This window comes from Halomonas garicola (genome assembly GCF_031935715.1).
Taxonomy (GTDB): Bacteria; Pseudomonadota; Gammaproteobacteria; order Pseudomonadales; family Halomonadaceae; genus Vreelandella; species Vreelandella garicola.
Window position 1 is genome coordinate 20579 of the sequence record NZ_JASSZF010000004.1, and the last position, 23394, is coordinate 43972.

The window sequence follows — 23394 nt, forward strand, 5'->3', positions numbered from 1 at the left end:
AGGAGACGGGGCTTATGTTCGAACTGGTAGATAACGCACCCTCGAGCAGTGCGGTCATCAAGGTAGTGGGCGTTGGCGGCGGCGGCGGTAACGCTGTCAACCACATGGTGGAAAGCAACATCGAAGGCGTCGAGTTCATCTGCGCCAATACCGATGCCCAGGCGCTCAAGCGCGTCTCCGCCAAGACGATCCTGCAGCTGGGCAGCGAAATCACCAAAGGCCTCGGCGCCGGCGCCAACCCCGACGTCGGCCGCCAGGCGGCCATGGAAGACCGCGAACGCATCGCCGAGCTGCTCGACGGTGCCGACATGGTCTTTATTACCGCCGGCATGGGCGGCGGCACCGGCACCGGCGGCGCGCCGGTGGTGGCCCAGGTTGCCAAGGAGCTGGGGATTCTCACCGTCGCTGTGGTAACCCGGCCGTTCCCCTTTGAAGGTCCCAAACGCTCGCGCTCTGCCGAAGAGGGCATGAGGGAGCTATCCGAGCACGTTGACTCGCTGATCACCATTCCCAACGAGAAGCTGTTGTCGGTGCTGGGCAAGAGCGCGACGCTGCTGACCGCCTTCAGCGCGGCCAACGACGTGCTGCTGGGCGCCGTCCAGGGCATCGCCGAGCTGATCACCAGCCCCGGCATCATCAACGTCGACTTTGCCGACGTGCGCACGGTGATGTCGGAAATGGGCATGGCGATGATGGGCACCGGCGGCGCCACCGGCGAGAACCGCGCCCGCGAAGCGGCGGAAAAGGCCATCCGCAGCCCGCTGCTGGAAGATATCGACCTGCACGGCGCCCGGGGTATCCTGGTCAACATTACCGCCGGCCCGGATCTGTCCATCGGCGAGTTCAACGACGTCGGTGCCACGGTGCAGGAGTTCGCCTCCGACGAAGCGACCATCGTGGTGGGAACTTCCATCGACATGGAAATGTCTGATGAGCTGCGCGTGACCGTTGTAGCGGCGGGGCTTGACGGCGGCCAGGCGCGCGCCGCGGCACGCGAGCCGGCACGGCGCGCGGCTCAGGCCGACGCCGGCGCCGACTACCGTACGCTCCAGCAGCCGACGGTCATGCGCCAGCAGCAGGCCGCGGCCCGGGCCGAAGCGCCGGAGAAAGAAAGCCGGCCCCGGTCCGACAAGCGCCGCGCCGCCGAGACGGACGACTACCTGGATATTCCGGCGTTTCTGCGCCGCCAGGCTGACTAGTCGCGAAAGCGGCTTTGCTGAGGCAGAGCCGCGGCAGACGGCGGGCGACAATGGCCTGCCGTCATGGCGCGTTTTGCGCCCGGGGTAACCCGTTCATGATGGTTGCGTGCGCTGTAGACGGCGTGTTTTGCCATCACCGTTATGCCATCACCACGGCCATCACTGGAGCACTGACTTCACCCCATGATCAAACAACGCACACTGCAAAACGTTATCCGTGCTACCGGAGTGGGGCTGCACTCTGGCGCCAAAGTCCACATGGCGCTGCGTCCGGCGCCCATCAACACCGGCATCGTGTTCGTGAGGACGGATTTGCAGCCGGCGGTGGAAGTCCCCGCCAGGGCCAACCTGGTGGAAGACACCATGCTGTGCACGGCGCTTTCCTACCGGGGCGTCAAGGTGGCGACCGTTGAGCACCTGATGTCGGCGTTTGCCGGCCTGGGGATCGATAACGCCTACGTTGACCTGAGCGCCGGGGAAGTGCCGATCATGGACGGCAGCGCCAGCCCGTTCGTGTTCCTGATCCAGTCGGCGGGCATCTGCGAGCAGAACGCAGCCAAGAAGTTTATTCGCATCAAGGAGCGGGTGAGCGTGGGCGACGACGACAAGGAAGCCGTGTTTCTTCCCCACGAAGGCTTCAAGGTGTCGTTTTCCATTGATTTCGCGCACCCGGTATTCGAGCAGCAAAAGCAGTCGGCGCTGATCGATTTTTCCACCACCTCCTTCGTCAAGGACGTCTCCCGGGCGCGGACCTTTGGTTTCATGCGCGATATCGAGCATCTGCGCGCCAACAATCTGGCCCTCGGGGGCAGCCTGGAAAACGCCGTGGTGGTGGACGACTACCGCATCGTCAACGACGGCGGGCTGCGCTACGACGACGAGTTCGTCAAGCACAAGGTGCTGGATGCCATCGGCGACCTGTACCAGCTGGGTCACAGCCTCATCGGCGAGTTTCGCGGGGTGAAGTCGGGCCATGCGCTGAATAACCAGCTGTGCCGCGAGCTGCTGTCCCGGCCGGAGGCCTACGAGATCGTTACCTTCGAGGAAGACAGGGCCGTGGCGCCGATTTCCTACGCCGCGCCGGCCATGGCGTAACGCCGCCGGCATGACGGGGCGGGTAGCAAGGCACTGCTTCTGGCCAGGAGAACTCCTGGGCGGGGCGGTGCCTTTTGCCGTTCAGGCGCTGGCGATTGCCGGCAGCTTTCGGGCCGCGTCAGCGGCGGGGCGCGTGGGAGGCCAGCCGCTCAAGCGCGTCCTTGAGCTTGGGGTCGCGGGTATCCTCGGCGCATTCGGCGAGCACCTTGCCGGCGGATTCGGGCAGGGTGCGGGAGTAACGGCGGGGCGTTTTCACCGGGCGCACCGGGCGCACCTTGAAGTGCAGGCCGGTCACGCCTTCAAACCCGGGGATGCCGTGGAGCAGGGTCAAAAGGCGCGGCTGCTCAAAGCGCAACCAGGTGACCAGCGCGGCGCGATCGCAGATCAGCGTAAGGCGGCCTTCGCTCACGCCGCCGACAAAAACATGGTCGCGCATGGGCTCCGGCAGGTCAGCGCGCAGCCGGGACTGGGCCTGTTCGATCAGGCGCGACATCTGCATCAGCCGGCCGACGCTGCCCCGGGGCCTGAGCAGTTGCCCTATGGGCTGTGCGCGGGAACGCTTAACCTTTATACTCATGCGCTTGCCTCGCGTGGATGCGCCAATTCATGAAAGCCTAGCACGCCAAGGAGCGCGACCCCAGCATGCCCGCCCAGCCGATGCCTCAAGCGAATTCATCGCGGCCCTGCCGCCGGCGCGGCGTGGCCCGCTGGTGGCTGGCCGGGCTTCTGGTCAGCTGCCTGCTCCCCGTCGGTTTGAACGCCTGTCAGGCCGCGCGGCTGCCCGTTCGCCAGGTCTATGCGCTGGCGCTGGCGCCGGCCATCATGCGCGTTCGGCGCCGCGCGGTTCGCCGCCGGCAGGCCGTCACTCGCCGGCGCCGCTGTCGCCGCCGCTTCCGTCTGCCCCATGTGCCTGCCCGGGTGCCGGGGCTGGTCGCCGCGCTCGATGCGGTGTCGCGCCGGGGGCCGCCAACGCCTCTGCCCACAACGCCTTGTTTCTTCGCGGTTAATCCGGTGGCCGGCAGCTGCCGGCGGGTGGCCGCGCATTTTCCTGTTTTTACCGGGGGCGCCTGATAGCGTTTCCGGCAGCCATAGTGGAAAGGTCATGATCAGTAACGTACTGCGCAAAGTCGTTGGGTCCAAAAACGAGCGCGAAGTCAAACGCATGCACAAGAGCGTGCAGCACGTCAACGCGCTGGAAAGCGAATTCGAAGCGCTGAGCGAGGCCGAGCTGCAGGGCAAGACCGGCGAGCTGCGCGCCCGCCTGGATGACGGCGAGCCCCTGGACAGCCTGCTGCCCCAGGCCTTCGCCGTCGTCCGCGAGGCGAGCAAGCGGGTCATGGGAATGCGCCATTTCGACGTGCAGATGGTCGGCGGCATGACGCTCAACGACGGGCGTATCGCCGAGATGAAAACCGGCGAGGGCAAGACCCTGGTGGCCACGCTTGCGGTTTACCTCAACGCCCTGCCGTCCAAGGGCGTGCACGTGGTCACGGTCAACGACTACCTGGCCCGCCGCGACGCCGACTGGATGCGCCCGCTTTACGAGTACCTGGGGCTTTCGGTGGGGGTGATATTCTCCGGCCAGGCCAACGAGGAAAAGCGCCACGCCTACGCCTGCGACATCACCTACGGCACCAACAACGAGTTCGGCTTTGACTACCTGCGCGACAACATGGCCTTTTCGCTTGAGGAAAAGGTGCAGCGCCCGCTGCACTACGCCATCGTCGACGAGGTGGACTCGATTCTCATCGACGAGGCGCGTACGCCGCTGATCATCTCCGGCGCGGTGGATGAAAACACCGAGCTCTACGGCGTTGTCGACCGCCTGGCCAAGCACCTGGAAGAGGGTGAGGAGCCGGAAGAGGAAGACGCTCCGGTCACCGGCGATTTTCTGCTCGACGAAAAGCAAAAGCAGGTAGAGCTCACCGAGCAGGGGCACAACCGCGTAGAAGAGCTGATGCGCGCCGAGGGGCTGCTGGGCGAGGAAGAGTCGCTGTACGCCGCGCAGAACCTGGGGCTTTTGCAGCACATGCATTCGGCGCTGCGCGCGCGCCACCTCTATCAGCGCGACGTCGACTACATCATCGCCGAAGACCAGGTGGTCATTGTCGACGAACACACCGGGCGCTCAATGCCCGGGCGGCGCTGGTCGGAAGGGCTGCACCAAGCCGTAGAGGCCAAGGAAGGCGTTACCGTCCAGCGCGAAAGCCAGACCCTTGCCTCCACCACCTTCCAGAACTATTTCCGCCTTTACGAAAAGCTTGCCGGCATGACCGGCACGGCGGATACCGAGGCGTTCGAGTTTCGCCAGATTTACGGCCTGGACGTCATCGTCATTCCCACCAACCGGCCCCAGGCGCGCCAGGACCAAAACGACCTGGTCTACCAGAGCGCCGAGGAAAAATACCGGGCGATCATCAAGGACGTGCAGGCCCAGACCGAAGCGGGTCGCCCGGTGCTGGTGGGTACCGCCTCCATTGACACCTCCGAGTACCTGGCGCGGCTGATGCGCGAGGCGGGCATGCGCTTTAACGTGCTCAACGCCAAGCAGCACCAGAGCGAAGCCGAGATCATCGCCCAGGCCGGGCGCCCCGGGGCCGTGACCATTGCCACCAACATGGCCGGCCGGGGAACGGACATCGTGCTCGGCGGCAACTGGGAAGCCGAGGCCGCGGGGCTTGAGAATCCCGCCGAGGCGGATGTCGAGGCGCTCAAGGGCGAATGGCAAAAGCGCCACGACGCGGTGCTGGAAGCCGGCGGCCTGCACGTGGTGGGCTCCGAGCGCCACGAATCCCGGCGTATCGACAACCAGCTGCGCGGGCGCTCCGGACGCCAGGGCGACCCCGGCTCCACGCGGTTTTTCCTCTCCCTGGAAGACAGCCTGATGCGGCTGTTCGGCTCTGATCGCGTCAAGCGGATGATGAAGGCGCTGGGCCTCGAGGAAGGCGAGGCCATCGAGCACAAGATGGTGTCCAACGCCGTGGAGCGGGCCCAGAAGAAGGTCGAGGGGCGCAACTTCGACATCCGCAAGCAGCTGCTGGAATACGACGACGTGTCCAACGACCAGCGCCGGGTGATCTACGAGCAGCGCAACGACATCCTCAAGTCCGAAGACGTGGCCGACGCCGTGGCGGGCATCCGGGAAGAAGTCATGGACGAGGCGATCAGCAGCTTCGTGCCGCCCCAGAGCCTCGCCGAGCAGTGGGACCTGGCAGGGCTTGAAACCCACCTCAAGACCGAGCTTAACCTGGAAGCGCCGGTGGTTGAGTGGGCCCGGGAAGACCAGCGGCTGAGCGAGGAAAAGCTCCGCGAGCGGCTGCAGACCATGCACCGGGAGGCCTACGAGGCCAAGATCGAAGCGGCCGGCGAAGTTCTGATCCGGCGGTTTGAAAAGCAGGTTATGCTGCAGGTGCTGGATACCCGCTGGAAAGAGCACCTGCAGTCCATGGACCACCTGCGCCGGGGCATTCACCTGCGCGGCTACGCCCAGAAGAACCCCAAGCAGGAATACAAGCGCGAGTCCTTCGATCTGTTTCAGCAGCTGCTGTCCAACATCAAGGCCGACGTCACGCGGATTCTGAGCCACGTTCAGGTGCGCCAGCCCGAAGAGGTCGATGCGCTGGAGCGCGAGCGCCGCGAAGCCCTCGAGCGCGAACAGGCCACCGCCGCCAGCCGCCACGACGAGCCCGAGGCCAGCGCCGATGAAGCCGCGTCCGAGGCCCCCGACGCCGCGGCGGCTGAGGATCAGCCGGTGCGCCGGGAAGGGCCCAAGGTCGGGCGTAACGACCTCTGTCCCTGCGGCTCGGGCAAGAAGTACAAGCACTGCTGCGGCAAGCTGAACTGAGCGGCAATGCCCCAGGTTGATAACCCCCGGCTGACGGCCCGGGCTGATGAGAGGAGGACATCCTATGGCGGTGGGCAATATACCCTTTCCCGCAATGCCGGCGCTTGACGGCGTACGCCTGGGCACCACCATGGCCGGTATCGGCAAGGCCGGCCGGCGGGATCTGGTGGTCATCGAGCTGCCCGATACGGCAAGCGTAGCCGGCGTTTTCACCCGCAACGCCTTTTGCGCCGCGCCGGTGGAGGTCGCCAGAGAGCATCTGGCCGCCTGCCGCCAGCAGGGTCAGGCGCCGCGCTACTGGCTGATCAATACCGGCAACGCCAACGCCGGCACCGGCGCCCAGGGGCTTAATGATGCCCGGGAAAGCTGCCGCGCGCTGGCCGCCGAGGCCGGGGTGGCGCCCCACCGGATACTGCCGTTTTCCACCGGCGTGATCGGCGAGACGCTGCCCATGGAGGCCCTGCTTGCCGGCATTGCCCCGGCGTTTGCCGCCCGGGACGGTCAGAGCGAGGCCTGGGAGCAGGCGGCGGCCGGTATCCTCACCACCGATACGCGGCTCAAGGGGGCAAGCGTTAAGGTGCCCCTGGGCGACCGGCGGGTAACGATCAACGGCATTGCCAAGGGCTCGGGCATGATCCGCCCGGACATGGCGACCATGCTCGGCTTCGTGGTGACCGACGCCGCTATCGAGCAGCCGCTGCTTGAGCGGCTTCTGCGCCAGGCGGTTGACCGCTCGTTCAACTGCATCACCGTGGACAGCGATACCTCGACCAACGACGCCTGCCTGCTGGCCGCCACCGGGCAGGGCGCGGACGTTGCCACCGATGACGAAATCCGCGCCTTTGCCGACGGCCTCGAGCAGGTGCTGGTGGCGCTCGCCCAGTCGATCATCCGCGACGGCGAGGGCGCCACCAAGTTCGTCACCCTCGACGTAAGCGGTGCCACCGATCGTCAGGAGGCGCTGGGCGTGGCCTTTACCGTGGCCCATTCGCCGCTGGTCAAGACCGCGCTCTACGCCTCGGACGCCAACTGGGGGCGGATCCTGGCAGCGGTGGGGCGCGCGCCGGTGGCCGACTTCGACGTCGGGCGTGTCACCATTGACCTTGACGAAGTGCGTTTGGTAGAAGGCGGCGGCCGCGCGCCGGGCTATACCGAAGCCGCCGGCAGCGCGGTAATGGCGCGCGAGGAAATCGGCATCCATATTGATCTGGGACGCGGCGATAGCGACGCCAGAGTGTGGACCTCGGATCTTTCCCACGAGTACGTGTCCATCAACGCCGACTATCGCAGCTGATCCTCCCGACCGGGCAGAGATCCGCGTCGACAATGATTCGTGCAGCAAGAGGGCGTCGGCTTCTGGCCGATCAGCAAAACAGTGGAAAAAGACGCAATGAAAGCAATGGTAAAACGACGGGTTCACGTTGCCGCCGCGGCAATCATCAGCGACGACAAGAAGAAGGTGCTGATTGCACGCCGGCCCTCAAGCTTCGATCAGGGCGGCCTGTGGGAGTTTCCCGGCGGCAAGCTGGCCCCTTACGAAACCGGCCTCGAGGGCTTAAAGCGTGAGCTGCACGAAGAGCTGGGGATAGAAATCTCCCGGGCCCAGCCGCTGATCCGCGTGCACCACGAATACCCCGACAAGCATATTCTGCTCGACGTATGGCAGGTCCACGCGTTTTCCGGCGAGCCGTTCGGCCGCGAAGGCCAGGCGGTGCGCTGGGTGCCCATGGATGAGCTCTCGGGCTATGCGTTTCCGGCGGCCAACCTGCCCATTTTGCGGGCGGTCATGCTGCCCGCCGAATACCTGATTACCGCCGAGGAGGAAGACGACGAGGTCTTTCACCAGCGCCTGACCCGGGCGCTGGAGGAAGACGGCGTGCGGCTGGTGCAGCTGCGGGCCAAGATACTGGACGGCGAGCAGTATCTGGCCCGCGCCCGCCGGGCGCTTTCGCTATGCCGGGAATACGGCGCCCGGCTGCTGCTCAACGGCGACCCCGCCTTGCTCGAGCAGGTCGATGCCGACGGCGCTCACCTGACCAGCGAGCGGCTGGTCCAGCTTGACCGGCGGCCGATACCCGCCGGCAAGTGGCTGGGCGCCTCGACCCACAGCGCCGAGCAGCTGGACAAGGCCGCGGTGCTTGGCTGCGACCTGGTCACGCTGTCGCCGCTGGCGCCCACGCCTTCGCACCCGGATGCGGTGCTGATGGGCTGGCATGACTTTCAGCAGCACGTGGAGCACGCCGGCATGCCGGTGTTTGCGCTGGGTGGGATGACGCGCCAGCATGCCAACCGGGCCCGTGCGGTCGGGGCCCAGGGCATTGCCTCGATCCGTGACTTCTGGCGCTGAGCCAACGCGCGCCTGCCTCGGCAGGCGTTTTTATGCACGCCGGGCTTGCCTGAGCGCTTGCCGACAAGGAGCACGTCATGCTTGACCGCTTACCTTTTCTGGTGGGGCTGCGCTACGTGCGCGCCAAACGCCGCAACCACTTTATTTCGTTTATTTCGCTGACCTCGATGCTGGGCCTGATGCTCGGCGTGGCGGTGCTGATCCTGGTGCTGTCGGTGATGAACGGCTTTGACCACGAGCTGCGCACGCGCATCCTGGGCATGGTGCCGCATACCAAGATCGAAGCCACCGACGGCCTCAAGGACTGGGAAGGGCTCGCCGAGCGGCTGACCGGGCGCGAGCGCGTGGTGGGCGCGGCGCCCTACGTCGAGCAGCAGGGCATGTTTTCCGCCGGCGGGCGCAACCAGGGCGGCATGGTGACCGGCATCAAGCCCGGCTGGGAAGGCAAGGTCTCGATCATCGACGAGCACATGGAGCGCGGCAGCCTCGATGACCTCCAGCCCGGCACCTGGAAGGTGGTGCTGGGGTCGGCGCTGGCGCGCAACCTGGGGGTTGGCGTGGGTGACCGGGTGACTCTGCTGGTGCCCGAGGCCTCGATTACCCCGGCCGGGGTCTTCCCGCGGCTCAAGCGCTTTACCGTGAGCGGCATCTTCAGCGTCGGCGCCGAGCTCGATGCCCGCCTGGCCTACGCCAACATTGCCGACATGCAGACCCTGGCCCGGATGGGCGACACGGTGGGCGGGCTGCGTCTGGAGCTGGATGACCTCTTCGCCGCCAGCAGCGAGACCCAGGCCATTGTCAACGAGCTGGGCGCGGGCTACCGCGGTCGCGACTGGACCTTCACCCAGGGCAACCTGTTTCAGGCCATCCAGATGGAAAAGCGCATGATCGGCCTGCTGCTGACGGTGATCATTGCGGTGGCGGCGTTCAATATCGTGTCCACCCTGGTGATGGTGGTCACCGACAAGCGCGCCGATATCGCCATTCTGCGCACCATTGGCGCCACGCCGCGCTCGATCATGGGCATTTTCATCGTGCAGGGCATGGCCATCGGGGTGATCGGTATTGCCATCGGCGTGGCCGCGGGCGTGCTGCTGGCGCTTACGGTGTCCGATCTGATCGGCTGGGTGGAAGGCGCGTTCGGCATTCACTTTCTCGATGCCGGCGTGTATTTCATCAGCGAACTGCCCTCGCAGCTGCGCGGCAGCGACGTGCTCAACATCGTCGCGGCGGCGTTTGGCCTGACGTTTTTATCCACGCTGTACCCCGCCTGGCGCGCTGCCCGGGTGCAGCCCGCCGACGTGCTGCGCTATGAGTAAGGAATCCGCCATGACGACCGCGACAACCGCCAACGCCGCCGAGGCCCGGGTGATGCTGGAGTGCCGGGACGTGACCCGCACCTATAGCGAAGGGCCGGAAGACTTGACCGTGCTCGACGGGCTCTCGCTCAGCGTGCGCGCCGGCGAGCGCGTTGCCATTGTCGGCAGCTCCGGCTCGGGCAAGACGACGCTTTTGAACCTGCTGGGCGGACTCGACCGCCCAAGCCAGGGGCAGATCGTGATTGCCGACGAGCCGCTGGCGGGGCTGAACGAGGCCGCGCTGGGGCGCTTTCGCAACCGCTATATCGGCTTTGTTTACCAGTTCCACCATCTGCTGGCGGAGTTTACCGCGCTGGAAAACGCCGCGCTGCCGCTGATTATTCGCGGCCAGCGCAAGCGCGAGGCGGAAAAGCGCGCTCGGGCGCTGCTCGAGCGCGTCGGCATGGCCCCCCGCGCTGACCACAAGCCGGGCGAGCTTTCCGGCGGCGAGCGCCAGCGCGTGGCCATCGCCCGGGCGCTGGTCACCGACCCCAGCCTGGTGCTGATGGACGAGCCTACCGGCAACCTCGATCAGACCACGGCGGCTACCATTCTCGGGCTGATGGACGAGCTTGCCCGGGAAAGCGCCTGCGCCTTTGTCATCGTCACCCACGACACCGACCTGGCCGCCCACCAGGACCGGGTGCTGCGCCTGGACGGCGGGCACCTGGTGGCGGACGCTGACGCCTGAAGCTCGGCGTCAGGCTCAGTCGTCGAATTCGGCCTCGATACGCGCTCGGCGCTGGCGGCGTTTGCGCTGCCGGCGCCGCCAGTGCCGGGAGACGTGCCAGCGCCAGATGAGGCGAATGGCGACGTTGGCTAGCGCCGCCAGGATGACGGCGGAGATCAGCGAGCCGACAAACAGAGCCGGCAGGATGTCGTGCATCTGTTCGGCGATCCAGCGGGTCGAGAGGCGCACCGGAGCTTCGCGCACCGGCGTGTCGAAAAACAGCGACCCCAGCCGGTAGTTGGCGTAAAAGATCAGCGGCATGGTCAGCGGGTTGGTGATCCATACCAGACCTACCGCCAGCGCCAGGTTGCAGCGGCTCAGGCGCGCGCCCACGGCAGCGGCTACCATCTGAAAGGGGATGGGCAAAAGCGCGCAGAATATGCCGACGCTGAAGGCGTTGGCGACGCTTCGACGGGTGAGCACCCAAAGCCTCGGATCGGCGATCAGCGGCGCCATGAAACGCAGCGAGCGCCGGCGCTTCAGGGTGTCGGGTCGAGGCATGTAGCGCTGCAGGAAACGGCGCGGCATGTTGATGTCTCTGGCCTTTGAAGCTAACCATTATCCATATACTGGGTGGCTTCGGCTATGCGAGCGTGACGCCGCACAGCGGGCCCGGGGAGCGGGCAGGCGATGGCGGCGAAAAAGCGGGGTCTCAAGAGCGTTAAGTGCCGGCGTGCGGGCCTGGCCTGGCCCCTGGCCGCCGCGGCCCTGGGCGGTGCTGGCATGGGGGCTTCGGGGGCGGCGGGCCACTACCCGCTGCTCGCCGCGGTTGTGCCTGGGGCGGCCCTGCTGCTGGCGGGGCTGGTCGGCCGGCGACGACCGCTATGGCCGGTGCTGCTGGCCGTGTGGCTTTTGACCTGGAGCGGCGTTTTGCAGGAGCGGGCGAGCCGGCTGCCCGCCGGGCTCAGCGGCGCCGACCTGAGCGTGAGCGCCCGGGTGACCGAGACGAGCGACAGCGCCGGCATCCCCCGCTTGCTGCTGAGCGTTGAGCGCTGCCAGTCGCCGCCCGGCCTGCCGCGCTGCGACGAGCTGGGCAAGGTCCGGGTCAGCGTTTACGGCGAGGCACCCATGCGTCGGGGCGAGCGCTGGCAAATGACCCTGCGCCTGCGTCCGCCGCACGGGTTTCGCAACCCCGGCGCCTTCGACTACCAGGCCTGGCTGTGGCGCGAAGGCATTCACGCCACCGGCTACGTGCGCCAGACCCCGGCGCCGGTGCGAACCGACGCCGCCGCGCCGTCGCTCAAACCCCGGGCGCTTGCCTTCATTGACCGCCACGCAGGCGATGCGGCCACCCGCCGCTGGCTGGCCGCGCTCACGCTTGGCGAAAGCGGCCGCCTTACCCAGGACGACTGGAATCTGTTAAACGCCAGCGGCACTACGCATCTGGTGGTGATTTCGGGGCTCCATGTGGGCCTGGTGGCGGGGTTTGGCCTATGGCTTTCCCGGGCGGGGGCCCGCCGGCTGACGCCGCTTAGCTGGCGGCTGCGCCTCTGGCCCTGGTGGGTGGCGGCGGGCTGCGCCTTGGCCTATGCGCTGCTCGCCGGGCTGACGCCGCCGGCGACCCGGGCGCTGATCATGGCGCTGGTGGGGCTCTGGGCCCTGGCCGGGCGCCATGCCCCCGGCGCCTGGCAGGCGTGGTGGCTGGCCATGGCAATTATCGCGATGGCCGATCCCCTGGCCGTGTGGCGCCCCGGCTTTTGGCTTTCGTTTGTCGCCGTGGCCTGGCTGATCGTGATCTGGCAGGGCCGCCGCCGGCCGGAAGGCTGGCGCGGCTGGCTGCGGGCGCTGTGCCGCTCCCAGCTGCTGCTCGCCCCGGCCATGGCCGGAGCGGTGCTGCTGGCCTTTGGCCGGGTTGCGCCGCTGGCCCCGCTGATCAACCTGCTGGCCGTCCCCTGGGTGAGCATGATCATGGTGCCGCTGGCGCTTTTTGGCTGGCTGGCAGCGCCGATACCCTACGCCAGCCAGGCGATCTGGTGGCTGTTTGGCCTGGCGCTCGATCTGCTGCGCGGGCTGCTCGAATTTGCCGTTGCCGCGGCGCCGCTGTGGGAGCCGGAAGCCGGGCAGATCACGGCCATGGCCGCTGCCCTTGGCCTGGCCGCGCTGTGCTGGGGGCTGCCCGCGGTGCCCCGGACGCTGCGGGCCCTGAGCCTGCTGCTGGTGCCGCTGGCGGTGATGACCGCCGCGCCGCCGGCGCTGCCCGAGGGCGCGCTGCGGGTGCGGGTTTACGACGTGGGGCAGGGGCAGCTGATTGAGCTTCGCACCCGCCATTCGCGCACGCTCTACGATACCGGTCCGCGGTTTCGCTCGGGGTTCATGCCCCTTGAGGGCCTGTGGCCGCCGGGGCAGCGCTTCGACCGGGTGATAGTCAGCCACCGGGATACCGACCACGCCGGCGGCATTCGCGCTTTGCAGGCAGAGCATCGGGTGGCCCGCTGGCTGGCGCCGGCCGGGGACGCCGTGGTGGCCGGGCAGCAGCCGTGCCGCGGCGGCCAGCGCTGGCAGCGGGACGGCGTGGCGTTTGCCCACCTCTGGCCGCCGGCAGAAGCGCAGGGCGAGCTGTCGCCCAACGACGGCTCCTGCGTGCTGCAGGCAGCGGCAGGCGAGCACCGGCTGCTGATCACCGGCGACGTGGGCGCCCGGGTCGAGCGCCGGCTTCTGTCGGTCGTCGACGCGCCGGTGAGCGTACTGATAGCCGGGCATCACGGCAGCGCGACGAGCTCCGGCGTGCAGTTCGTGCGCGCTACTGCTCCCCGGCACGCGGTGTTCAGCGCCGGGCGCGACAACCGCTTTGGGCACCCGGTGGATACGGTGGTGAGGCGCTTTCGCCGCCAGGCAAGCTGCCTGTGGAATACCGCCCACGACGGGGCGCTGACGTTCTGGCTGATCCCGGGCGAGGCGATCAGAGTAAAGACCGAGCGCGATGTCCCGCAAGGCGGGCGGTGTTGATGGGCGCCGGCTTGAGGTAGAATCGGCGCATCGTGTATTAGCGCCGGGAGTCCGCGTGAACGAAACAGGTTTGGCCATTTATAAACGCCTGCTGGGCTATGTCAGGCCGCACTGGCGCGCCTTTTCCCTGGCAGTGACGGGGTTTGCCATCTATGCCGCATCGAGCACGGCCCTGGCCGAGCTGATGAAGCGCCTGATCGACGGTATCCAGAACCCCGACGCCGCCTTCCGTGTATTTCTGCCGCTGTTTGTGATCGGCATGTTCGCCGCCCGGGGGCTGGGGACTTTTCTGAGCACCTACTTCATGGCTTACGTCGGGCGCTACGTTATTCATACGCTGCGCTGCGACGTTTTTGCCCATATGCTTCACCTGCCCGGGGTGTTTTTTGACCACCATTCCAGCGGCCATCTGGTGTCCCGGGTGACCTATCACGTGGAGCAGGTGGCGGGGGCCGCGACCAAGGCGGTGACCATCCTGCTGCGCGAAGGGCTATTTGTGGTGGGGCTGCTGGGCTATCTGCTGTGGACCAACTGGCTTTTGACGCTGCTGTTTCTCGCCGTGACGCCGCTGATTGCGCTGGTGGTGGGCTACGTCAGCAAGCGCTTCCGGCGCATTTCCAAGCGTATACAGCACTCCATGGGCGATGTTACCCACGTGGCCTCGGAGGCGCTGTCCGGCTATCGCGTGGTGCGCACCCACGGCGCCGAGGCCCACGAGAAGCGCCGCTTTGAGCGCGTCAGCGAAGAAAACCGCCGCCAGAGCATGAAAGAAGCGGTAACCAAGGCGGCAAGCTCGCCGGTGATTCTTATGCTGGTGGCCGTGTCCATGGCGGGGCTTGTCTGGGTAGCCATGGCGCCTTCGCTGCTCAACGACATGACCCCGGGGGAGTTTGTCGCCTTCATTACCGCCGCCGCGCTGATGGTCAAGCCGGTGCGCCAGCTCACCGAAATCAACAGCCAGATCCAGAAGGGCATCGCCGCCTCCATCGAACTGTTCGGTCTGATGGACGAGCCCGCCGAAGAGGACAGCGGCGAGCGCTTGCCCCATCGCCTGCGCGGCGACATCGCCTTTCGTGGCGTCAGCTTCCACTACGCCGACGACCAGCCCGACGTGCTCCACGGCATTGACCTTGACGTCGCGGCCGGCGAGCTCATCGCCATCGTCGGGCGTTCGGGCAGCGGCAAGTCGACCCTAGCCAGCCTGCTGCCGCGCTTTTATACCTGCACCGGCGGGCATATCGCCATCGACGGCGTCGACGTGCGCGACTACCAGCTGGCCCCGCTGCGCCGCCAGGTAGCCCTGGTGTCCCAGCAGGTGACCCTATTCAACGCAAGCGTTGCCGACAACATTGCCTACGGCTCCGTTGACCCCGATCCGGCCGCCATCGAAGCCGCGGCCCGGGCGGCTTACGCCCACGAGTTCATCGACACGCTGCCCCACGGCTACGCTACCCGGGTGGGTGATAACGGCGTCATGCTGTCGGGCGGGCAGCGCCAGCGGCTGGCCATTGCTCGGGCGATTTTCAAGGATGCGCCGATCCTGGTGCTGGACGAGGCCACCTCGGCGCTGGACACAGAGTCTGAGCGCTATATTCAGAAAGCCCTCGAGCGAGTGTGCGAAGGGCGCACGACTCTGGTCATTGCCCACCGGCTTTCCACCATCGAGCGCGCCGATCGCATCGTGGTCATGGAGCAGGGCCGTATTATCGAGCAGGGCACTCACCGCGAGCTGCTGAACGCCGACGGCGCCTACGCCGCGCTGCACCGGCTGCAGTTTCAGGACGCGGCGTGAGCCTGGCCGAACGCTGGGTTCGGGCGGCCTACCGCGGCAGCCTTTGGCTTTATCCGCTGCGCCCCCTGGCGGCCCTTTACCGCCTGGCGATGGAGCGGCGCCGACGGGCGTATGCCCGCGGCAAAAAGGCCGTGTGGCGCGCGCCGGTGCCGGTGATAGTGGTAGGCAACATCACCCTGGGCGGCACCGGCAAGTCGCCGCTGGTAGCCTGGCTTTCGCGCTGGCTTGGCGAGCGGGGCTATACGCCGGGGATTATCACTCGGGGCTACGGCGGCCGCGCCGAGGGCTACCCGCTGCGAGTTACATCGGCGACGCCGGTTGCGCAAAGCGGCGACGAGCCGCTGATGCTCGCCCAGCAGACCGGCGTCGCCGTGGTGGCCGACCCCGAGCGCGCCCGGGGTGCCCGGGCGCTGGTGGAAGCCGGCTGCGACATCATCATAAGCGACGACGGGCTGCAGCATCTGGCGCTGGGGCGCGACCTGGAGCTTGCGGTAGTGGACGGCGCCCGCGGCCTGGGCAACGGCCAGTGCCTGCCGGCCGGCCCCCTGCGCGAGCCGCCTCGGCGGCTTGCGGACGTCGACGCCGTGCTGGTGAACGGCGAGGCCCGACGGCCGCTGGGCGTGGATACCGTTGCCATGCGGCTGGCGCCTGCCCGCTGGCGACGGCTTGCTACCGGGAAGCCCTCAGCGCTTGAGCCGCTGCCGTTTGCTCTGCCGGTGCGCGGCATCGCCGGCATCGGCCGGCCGGCGCGGTTTTTTGCCACTCTGGAGGCGCTGGGCGTGCACGGCACCTGGCAGGGCTACGCTGATCACCACCGCTTCAGCGCCGGGGATCTTGAAACAGAGCGCGGGCAGGCGCTCGTGATGACCGCCAAGGACGCGGTGAAGTGCGCGGCGCTTGCCCCGCCGGATAGCTGGGTACTGGACGTCGAAGCCGTCCTGCCCGCCGATTTTGAACGCTGGCTGGCCGCATGGCTGGCAGCTCTTACCTGCAGGAGACAGGCTCATGGATAAACAACTGCTGGCGATGCTGGTATGCCCCCAGTGCCAGGGCAAGCTTGACTACGTGCGCGAGGAAGGCGAGCTTCACTGCCGCTACGACGGCCTGGCCTACCCGATAAAAGACGACATTCCGGTGATGCTGCCCGACGAGGCGCGCCAGCTGAGCGTGGATGAAAAGCTGCCGGCGTCAACCGGCAGCCCGGGAGACGCCTAGGTGGCCGTGCCCGAATTTACCGCGGTGATCCCGGCGCGCTACGCCTCCACGCGGCTGCCGGGCAAACCGCTTTTGCCCATTGCCGGCGAGCCGATGATCGCTCACGTCTGGCGGCGCGCCTGGCAAAGCGGTGCCGTCCGGGTGGTGGTTGCCACCGACGACGCGCGCATTGGCGAAGCGCTGGCCCCCTACGGGGCCGAAGTGGTCATGACCCGGGCCGATCACGCCACGGGCACCGACCGGCTGGCCGAAGTGACGGAGGCGCTGGCGCTCGAGGATGAGGCGCTGGTGGTCAACGTCCAGGGGGACGAGCCGCTGATGCCTCCGGCGCTGATTGACCAGGTGGCCAGGCGGCTGGCCGATGATCCCGAGGCGTCGATCGCCACGCTTGCCGAGCCGCTCACCGAGGTCGAGTCGCTTTTCAACCCCAACGTAGTCAAGGTGGTTCGCGCCTTCGACGGCCGGGCGCTGTATTTTTCCCGGGCGCCGGTGCCCTGGGACCGCGAGCACTTCAGCGACCCGCCGGCGCTGTTAACCACCGACGCCTGGCTTCGCCATATCGGTATCTATGCCTACCGCGCGGCCTTTCTACACGCCTTTCGCGACTGGCCACCGGCCGTCCTTGAGCAGCTTGAGCAGCTCGAGCAGCTGCGCGCGCTGCAGCGCGGGCATATCGTGCAGGTGGCGCTGGCCTGCACGGTCAACCCACCCGGCGTGGATACGCCGGATGATCTGGAGCGGGTGCGCCGGCTGACGGCAACCCGCGATCACCATTCTGATAGGGAGTCACCATGAAGGTGCTATTCGTCTGTCTGGGCAATATCTGCCGTTCGCCGAGCGCCGAAGGCGTGTTTCGCCGGGCGGTGGAGCAGGCAGGGCTTGAGCAGCGTATCACCGTGGATTCGTGCGGTATCGGCGACTGGCACGCGGGCAACCCGCCCGACGAGCGGGCGCAGGCGGCGGCCAAACGTCGGGGAATCGATATCAGCGATCTTCGGGCCCGCCAGCTTGGCCGCGAGGACTTTGCCGAGTTCGACTACATCCTGCCCATGGACTACGGCAACCTGCGCGACATTCGCGCCATGGAGCCGGACGCGCACGACGCGCATATCGAGCTCTTTCTGGCGTTTGCCGGCATGCCCCAGGGCGAGGTGCCGGACCCGTATTACGGCGGCGAGCAGGGCTTTGAAGAGGTGCTCGACATGATCGAAGCCGCCTCCCAGGGGCTTGTCGAGCACATTCAGGCAGCCGGGTAATGCGCCCGCCGGCCCCCGCTGCGTGGCAGCCCGACTGCGAGCTTATCCGGGCCAACACCCTGGGCCTGCCGTGCCGGGCGGCGTTTTTTGCCGCGCCGGCAACGCTATCCGCGCTGCGCGACTGCCTGGGCGAGGCGCGCCGGGTGGGGCACCGCATTACCTTGCTCGGCGGCGGCAGCAACGTGCTGCTGCCGCCCAGGCTCGGTGGGGTAGTGGTGCGCCCGGCGCTTCGCCAGTGGTGGCTCGAGCGCGACGGCGATAAAGTTCAGGCCCATGTGGGCGCCGGCGTCAACTGGCATGAGCTGGTGATGACCCTTGCCGCACGCGGGCTCTGGGGGCTGGAAAACCTGGCGCTGATCCCCGGCGACTGCGGCGCTGCCCCGGTGCAGAACATCGGCGCCTACGGCGTCGAACTGGCCGACGCGCTGCGCGCTGTCGACGTCATGTACCTGGCCAGCGGGCGCACCCGCCGGCTTTCCCCCGGCGAGTGCCGGTTTGGCTATCGCGACAGCGTTTTCAAGCACGAGCTGGCAGGCGAGGTGGTGATCACCCGCCTGGTGCTCGAGCTTGGCCGCAAGCCCCGGCCGGTGCTCGGGTACGGCGGCCTGGCCGCCCGGGTGGGGCCGGATCCCACGGCCCTTGAGGTCGCGCAAACGGTGAGCGCCATCCGCCGGGAAAAGCTGCCGGACCCCCAGCGCCTGCCCAACGCCGGCAGCTTTTTCAAGAATCCGGTGGTGGCGGATGCCGTTGCCCGACGGCTTCTTGAGCAGCATCCCGACATGCCGCACTTCCCCCAGGCGGGCGGCGGCTGCAAGCTGGCCGCCGGCTGGCTGGTGGATCGCTGCGGATTAAAAGGGCAGCGCTTTGGCGCCTTTGGCGTGCACGAGCGTCAGGCGCTGGTGCTGGTACACTTTGGCGGCGGCGATCGCACCGGGCTCAAGCGCGCTGCCGGGCAGGTGGCCGGTGCGGTCAGGGAACGCTTTGGCGTGGCGCTGGAAGTGGAGCCGCGTACGATCCGGGCGTGACGCCACAGGCGCCGTCATAAAAAAAGCCCGATACCTTTTCCAGGGTACCGGGCTTTTTCATGGGCGGACGAGCGCTATTTATTCGGCGCTGTTGTCCTGCTGCTGGCGACGACGCTGTTCGCGGGGGTCGTTATGCGCCCGGCGGCGGCGCGGCTTGGCCGGCGCCTTTTCCGCCGTTTTCTCCGGGGCCTTCTCGGCCGCCTTTTCCGGCTCCGCCGGCTTTTCGGCTACCGGGGCGTCGGCTTTTTCCGCTGCCTTGGCCGGCGCCTTTTCCGGCTCCGCGGGCTTTTCGGCTACCGGGGCGTCGGCTTTTTCCTCTGCCTTGGCCGGCGCCTTTTCCGCGGTTTTCTCCGGGGCCTTCTCGGCTGCCTTTTCCGGCTCCGCCGGCTTTTCGACTGCCGGGGCCTCGGCTTTTTTCTCTGCCTTGGCCGGCGCCTTTTCCGCGGTTTTCTCCGGGGCCTTTTCGGCTGCCTTTTCCGGCTCGGCCGGCTTTTCGGCCGCCGGCGCCTCGGCTTCGGCCTGGAGCCTGAGCTGCTCGGCCTCGGCCTTGGGGTTCAGCGCCTGCTTGCGGCTGCGCTTGCGCGGGTTGTTGCGCGTGCGCTTGGGCGTGCTGTCCATGGTGACGGCCGGCGCTGCTTCCGCCGGATCGGCTTTGGCCTCGTCGCGCTGCTTGCCGGCCTGGGGCTCGGCGTCTTTTGGCGGAGCCGCGGGCGTGTCCGCGGGTTTGTCCGCCTGCGGCGCGGCCGCCGCGTCTTGCTGCCCTTGACCGTCCTGCTGGGGGTGACGGCGACGGCTGCGCGAGCGGCTGGGACCTGCCCGCTGACTGTCCTCGTCGGCGGCGGGCTTGCGCTCGGCATCGCTCTTGTCGCTGCGCGGCGCATTGCTACGCCGGTCGTTTGACGCGCTCTTGCTTGCGGCGTCGGTTTTTGCCGCGTTATCGCTCGCGTTACTGCTGCCCGCGCTACTGCGGGACTTGTTGTTGGCGCTGGTGCCGGCGTCTTTTGCCGAGCCCTTGTCCTGGCGAGTGTTCTGGCGAGTGTCCTGGCGAGCGTCTTGACGAGTGTCCTGGCGCGGGCTTTGACGCGAAGCGCTGTTATTGCCGGCGCTGCCGCTCTTGTTTGAACGGCTTTGCTGCTGGCCCGTGCTGCGTTCGCTGGAGGGGCGGCGCTCGACGGCCGGCTTGTCCCGGGCCGGTGCCGGGCGCGACGGGCGCTCGTTCGAGCCCGATGTCGGCCGGCTCTGCGCCGTTTCCGGCGCCTGTTCCGCCTCTTCGGCCCCCAGGAACTTGGCAAAGCCGCGGATAAAGCGGCCCACTACGCCGGACGAGGCGTCGGGGGTGGCTTCAGCGGGCATCCGAGGGGCGCTGTGGCCGTCGCTTTGCAGCGAAGCGGGGGCCGGCGCGTTGTGCGTCACGCTCTTGACCGCGGCAACGTCGCGCTGGGCCGGCGGGGTCATGCCGGCGTCGGATTCCTTGCCGGCTTCGCTTTCTACGGACAGCTCGAAGCTTGAAGCCGCGGTCAGATCGCCGCCGTCCAGATGGTCGTCGCGCAGGCGCTGGACGTCATAGTGCGGGGTGTCCATTTCCGGATTCGGCAGCAGCACCACGCGAACGTCCTGGCGCGCTTCGATATCGGCCAGCACGCTGCGCTTTTCGTTGAGCAGGTAGGTGGCGACCGGTACGGGCAGGATGGCGCGGATCTGGGCGCTGCGCTCTTTCATGGCCTCTTCTTCGAGCAGGCGCATCACCGAAAGCGACAGCGAGCGCACGTCGCGGATGGTGCCCTGGCCGTTACAGCGCGGGCAGACCACGCCGCTGGTTTCGCCAAGCGAGGGGCGCAGGCGCTGGCGCGACATTTCCATCAGGCCAAAGCGCGAAATCCGCCCGATCTGCACCCGGGCGCGGTCGATCTTGAGCGCGTCCCGGGTGCGGTTTTCCACTTCGCGCTGGTTGCGCGCCGGGCCCATGTCGATGAAGTCGATGACCACCAGGCCGCCGATGTCGCGCAGGCGCAGCTGGCGGGCGATTTCGTCGGCGGCTTCGCTGTTGGTTTGCAGCGCGGTTTCCTCGATGTCGCTGCCCCGGGTCGCTCGGGCCGAGTTGATGTCGATGGACACCAGCGCTTCGGTGTGGTCGATGACAATCGAGCCGCCCGAGGGCAGTTTGACTTCGCGCTGGTAGGCGGTCTCGATCTGCGACTCGATCTGAAAGCGCGAGAACAGCGGCACCTCGTCAGCGTAAAGCTTGATCTTCTGCTGATAGGAGGGCATCACCTGGCGGATAAAGCCCAGGGCTTCGGCGTGGATCTCGGGGCTGTCGATCAGCACCTCGCCGATATCCTGGCGCAGGTAGTCGCGCATGGCGCGGATGATGACGTTGGACTCGCGGTAAATCAGAAAGGGCGTGGCGTGCTTGCCGGCTTCCGCGGTGATCGACTCCCACACCTGCACCAGATAGTCCAGATCCCACTGGAGCTCTTCGGGCGTGCGGCCGATGCCCGCGGTACGCACGATCAGGCCCATTTTATCCGGCACGGTGAGCTGGCTCATGGCGCTTTTGAGCTGGCTGCGGTCTTCGCCCTCGATGCGCCGGGAAATGCCGCCGGCGCGGGGGTTGTTGGGCATGAGGACCAGAAAGCGCCCGGCCAGGCTGATGAAGGTGGTGAGTGCGGCGCCCTTGTTGCCGCGCTCTTCCTTGTCCACCTGGACGGTGACTTCCTGGCCTTCCTTGATCACTTCCTTGATGCTGGGGCGGCCGCTGACGTCCTTGACGAAGTATTCCCGGGAGATTTCCTTCAGCGGGAGAAAGCCGTGGCGCTCGGCGCCGAAATCGACAAAGGCGGCTTCCAGGGAAGGTTCGACTCGGGTGATCCGGCCGCGGTAGATGTTGGCTTTTTTCTGCTCGCGGGCGCCGGATTCAATATCCAGATCGTAAAGGCGTTGACCATCGACAAGGGCGACGCGCAGCTCTTCAGGCTGGGTCGCATTGATGAGCATCCGTTTCATGTTGTCTCGCATAGCGTTGCGTGCCGGTGCCCGTCAAAAACGGTGCGGATAAGCGCGGGCGCTACCGGCACAACGTTGAACTTGTTTTCGCCCGCCGCCGGGCGTGCCCGGTGACGTAAAAGCACGGCGGCGCCGGGCGTAGCGTGTTGTCTTGTCCTTGCCTGGGCAGGCGCTGAATCGTCAGCGCCGCCCGGCGGACGCGCGGGGAAAACCCCGGGCGCCTGTGTTCTGTGCCGGCAACCTTGTCGCCGGCGGCAGCTGTGCTGCGCGGATCACAACGGCTGCGCGCGGGTATCATTGCCGTGGCGCGCAGACGACGGCGGCCATGCGTACACGGCGTCGTCCGGCTCTGGCCTGCGTGTCGGTCGGGCAGGCGCTTTGTCCCAGGCAAGCGTTTTCCGGCCTTGCGGGCTTTCTGTGGTGGCGCTGGTCTGGCGCTATGGCACTTGTCAATCGTGCGCAGAGGCGTGGCACACAGAAGCGTGGAAACGCTTGGAGGGCGAGCGTTCCGGAATATAACAGTAAAGCCACCGGCCAGCAATTTACCCGCCGGCAAATGATGCCGGGTTCGCCTGTCCGGGGCGCATTGTCCGGGCGTGTGCGATAGAATGGCGCTTTTCCCGGCGCAAGGAGTACACCGCCATGGCCGAAGGGCGAGACGTACAGTGGGTGGACATCGCCCCAGAGCAGGCGGGGCAGCGCATCGACAACTTTCTCATGACCCGGCTGAAGGGCGCCCCCCGGGCGCTGATTTACCGCATTGTGCGCAAGGGCGAAGTGCGGGTGAACAAAAAACGCGTCAAGGCCGGCTATCGCGTGCAGGCCGGTGACCGGGTGCGAGTGCCGCCGCTGCGGCTGGCGCCCAAGGAGGCGGTCAAGGAAGTCAGCGACAGCCTGCGCGATCTGCTGCTGGGCAGCGTGCTGCGCGAAAGCGCCGACTGGCTGGTGCTCAACAAGCCGTCGGGGCTGGCGGTGCACGGCGGCAGCGGCGTCAAGATCGGTCTGATCGAGGCGCTGCGCCAGGTGCGTGACGACCTTGATTTTCTGGAGCTGGTGCATCGGCTGGACCGCGACACCTCGGGCTGTTTGCTGCTGGCCAAGTCCCGGGAGGCGCTCCTGTCGCTCAATCGGGCGCTCAAGGAGCACGGCATGGAAAAGCGCTACCTGGCCCTGGTCAGCGGCCGCTGGCCGGCGCGCAAGACTTTTGTCAGCGCGCGGCTGGATCGCTTTGACGCGGGCAACGGCGAGCGTCGCGTGCGGGTCGCGGCCGACGGCAAGTTTGCGCGGACGCGCTTTGCCGTCGAGGAGGCCTTTGCCCGCGCCACGCTGATCGAGGCCGAGCCGGTCACCGGGCGCACCCACCAGATTCGCGTGCACGCCGCCCATGCCGGGCATCCGCTGCTGGGCGACGACAAGTATTTCACCCGGGAAAGTACGGCGGTTTCCCGCCGCCTGGGCGCGGGGCGGCTGTTTTTGCACGCCCGTTCGCTGAGCTTCCCTGAGCCCGGCAGCGGGCGCATGATCACGGTCAAGGCGCCCCTTCCCGAGGCGCTGGAGAGCGTGCTGACCCCTCTTCGTGGATAG

At 67.3% G+C, this 23394-nt stretch carries 19 protein-coding genes; 16 read left to right on the forward strand and 3 right to left on the reverse strand.

From position 1 onward, the window contains the following. Nucleotides 1-14 precede the first annotated feature (14 nt). Both ftsZ and lpxC read left to right on the forward strand, forming a co-directional pair. On the forward strand, nucleotides 15-1199 hold the full coding sequence (gene ftsZ / locus RS027_RS02600) for a cell division protein FtsZ (protein WP_311953602.1): 1185 nt from the start codon (nucleotides 15-17) through the stop codon (nucleotides 1197-1199). Between the two features lie 183 nt (nucleotides 1200-1382). Then, nucleotides 1383-2294 carry a UDP-3-O-acyl-N-acetylglucosamine deacetylase gene (gene lpxC, locus RS027_RS02605; RefSeq protein ID WP_311953603.1) on the forward strand — a complete coding sequence of 304 codons (912 nt, stop codon included), beginning with the start codon at nucleotides 1383-1385 and terminating at the stop codon, nucleotides 2292-2294. 118 nt (nucleotides 2295-2412) lie between these two features. Here lpxC and RS027_RS02610 read toward each other — a convergent pair whose 3' ends face one another. After that, on the reverse strand, nucleotides 2413-2871 hold the full coding sequence (locus RS027_RS02610) for a DUF721 domain-containing protein (RefSeq protein WP_311953605.1): 459 nt from the start codon (nucleotides 2869-2871) through the stop codon (nucleotides 2413-2415). Nucleotides 2872-2936: 65 nt separating this feature from the next. Here RS027_RS02610 and RS027_RS02615 point away from each other — a divergent pair, with 65 nt between their 5' ends. The 6 genes from RS027_RS02615 to RS027_RS02640 all read left to right on the forward strand — a co-directional run bounded on the left by RS027_RS02615 (nucleotide 2937) and on the right by RS027_RS02640 (nucleotide 10534). Further along, nucleotides 2937-3365: a hypothetical protein gene (locus tag RS027_RS02615; protein ID WP_311953608.1), complete on the forward strand. Its 429-nt coding sequence runs from the start codon at nucleotides 2937-2939 to the stop codon at nucleotides 3363-3365. 31 nt (nucleotides 3366-3396) lie between these two features. Beyond that, nucleotides 3397-6138 carry a preprotein translocase subunit SecA gene (gene secA / locus RS027_RS02620; protein WP_311953611.1) on the forward strand — a complete coding sequence of 914 codons (2742 nt, stop codon included), beginning with the start codon at nucleotides 3397-3399 and terminating at the stop codon, nucleotides 6136-6138. A 64-nt stretch (nucleotides 6139-6202) separates the two neighbouring features. After that, entirely contained in the window at nucleotides 6203-7432 is a 1230-nt protein-coding gene (gene argJ / locus RS027_RS02625; RefSeq protein WP_311953614.1) for a bifunctional glutamate N-acetyltransferase/amino-acid acetyltransferase ArgJ, read from the forward strand. A gap of 96 nt (nucleotides 7433-7528) precedes the next feature. Next, on the forward strand, nucleotides 7529-8485 hold the full coding sequence (locus tag RS027_RS02630) for a Nudix family hydrolase (protein ID WP_311953617.1): 957 nt from the start codon (nucleotides 7529-7531) through the stop codon (nucleotides 8483-8485). A gap of 77 nt (nucleotides 8486-8562) precedes the next feature. Next, nucleotides 8563-9804 carry a lipoprotein-releasing ABC transporter permease subunit gene (locus tag RS027_RS02635; protein WP_311953620.1) on the forward strand — a complete coding sequence of 414 codons (1242 nt, stop codon included), beginning with the start codon at nucleotides 8563-8565 and terminating at the stop codon, nucleotides 9802-9804. Nucleotides 9805-9814: 10 nt separating this feature from the next. After that, nucleotides 9815-10534, forward strand: coding sequence for an ABC transporter ATP-binding protein (locus RS027_RS02640; RefSeq protein WP_311953623.1), 720 nt, complete (start codon nucleotides 9815-9817; stop codon nucleotides 10532-10534). A gap of 15 nt (nucleotides 10535-10549) precedes the next feature. Here the strand turns inward: RS027_RS02640 and RS027_RS02645 are convergent, their stop codons facing one another. Continuing rightward, nucleotides 10550-11101 carry a DUF2062 domain-containing protein gene (locus RS027_RS02645; RefSeq protein ID WP_311953627.1) on the reverse strand — a complete coding sequence of 184 codons (552 nt, stop codon included), beginning with the start codon at nucleotides 11099-11101 and terminating at the stop codon, nucleotides 10550-10552. A gap of 102 nt (nucleotides 11102-11203) precedes the next feature. Here RS027_RS02645 and RS027_RS02650 point away from each other — a divergent pair, with 102 nt between their 5' ends. The 7 genes from RS027_RS02650 to murB are packed head-to-tail and all read left to right on the forward strand — an operon-like array spanning nucleotide 11204 to nucleotide 18807. Continuing rightward, nucleotides 11204-13519, forward strand: coding sequence for a DNA internalization-related competence protein ComEC/Rec2 (locus tag RS027_RS02650; RefSeq protein ID WP_311953630.1), 2316 nt, complete (start codon nucleotides 11204-11206; stop codon nucleotides 13517-13519). A gap of 55 nt (nucleotides 13520-13574) precedes the next feature. Then, nucleotides 13575-15311: a lipid A export permease/ATP-binding protein MsbA gene (gene msbA, locus RS027_RS02655; protein ID WP_311953633.1), complete on the forward strand. Its 1737-nt coding sequence runs from the start codon at nucleotides 13575-13577 to the stop codon at nucleotides 15309-15311. Then, nucleotides 15308-16324 carry a tetraacyldisaccharide 4'-kinase gene (lpxK, locus tag RS027_RS02660; protein WP_311953636.1) on the forward strand — a complete coding sequence of 339 codons (1017 nt, stop codon included), beginning with the start codon at nucleotides 15308-15310 and terminating at the stop codon, nucleotides 16322-16324. The genes msbA and lpxK overlap by 4 nt, the downstream gene beginning before the upstream one ends. Next, nucleotides 16317-16526 carry a Trm112 family protein gene (locus tag RS027_RS02665; protein WP_311953639.1) on the forward strand — a complete coding sequence of 70 codons (210 nt, stop codon included), beginning with the start codon at nucleotides 16317-16319 and terminating at the stop codon, nucleotides 16524-16526. The genes lpxK and RS027_RS02665 overlap by 8 nt, the downstream gene beginning before the upstream one ends. Further along, entirely contained in the window at nucleotides 16527-17321 is a 795-nt protein-coding gene (gene kdsB, locus RS027_RS02670; protein WP_311953641.1) for a 3-deoxy-manno-octulosonate cytidylyltransferase, read from the forward strand. Beyond that, the gene (locus RS027_RS02675) at nucleotides 17318-17782 is read left to right on the forward strand and encodes a low molecular weight protein-tyrosine-phosphatase (RefSeq protein ID WP_311953652.1); all 465 of its coding nucleotides are present in this window, start codon (nucleotides 17318-17320) and stop codon (nucleotides 17780-17782) included. The genes kdsB and RS027_RS02675 overlap by 4 nt, the downstream gene beginning before the upstream one ends. Further along, a complete protein-coding gene (gene murB, locus RS027_RS02680; protein ID WP_311953656.1) occupies nucleotides 17782-18807 on the forward strand; it encodes a UDP-N-acetylmuramate dehydrogenase in 1026 nt (341 codons plus the stop codon). Before RS027_RS02675 ends, murB begins: the two co-directional genes overlap by 1 nt. A 78-nt stretch (nucleotides 18808-18885) precedes the next feature. On the opposite strand, the gene rne is transcribed toward murB, so the two are convergent. Beyond that, a complete protein-coding gene (gene rne / locus RS027_RS02685) occupies nucleotides 18886-21810 on the reverse strand; it encodes a ribonuclease E (protein ID WP_311953659.1) in 2925 nt (974 codons plus the stop codon). Between the two features lie 642 nt (nucleotides 21811-22452). Here rne and RS027_RS02690 point away from each other — a divergent pair. After that, nucleotides 22453-23394: an RluA family pseudouridine synthase gene (locus RS027_RS02690; RefSeq protein WP_311953668.1), complete on the forward strand. Its 942-nt coding sequence runs from the start codon at nucleotides 22453-22455 to the stop codon at nucleotides 23392-23394.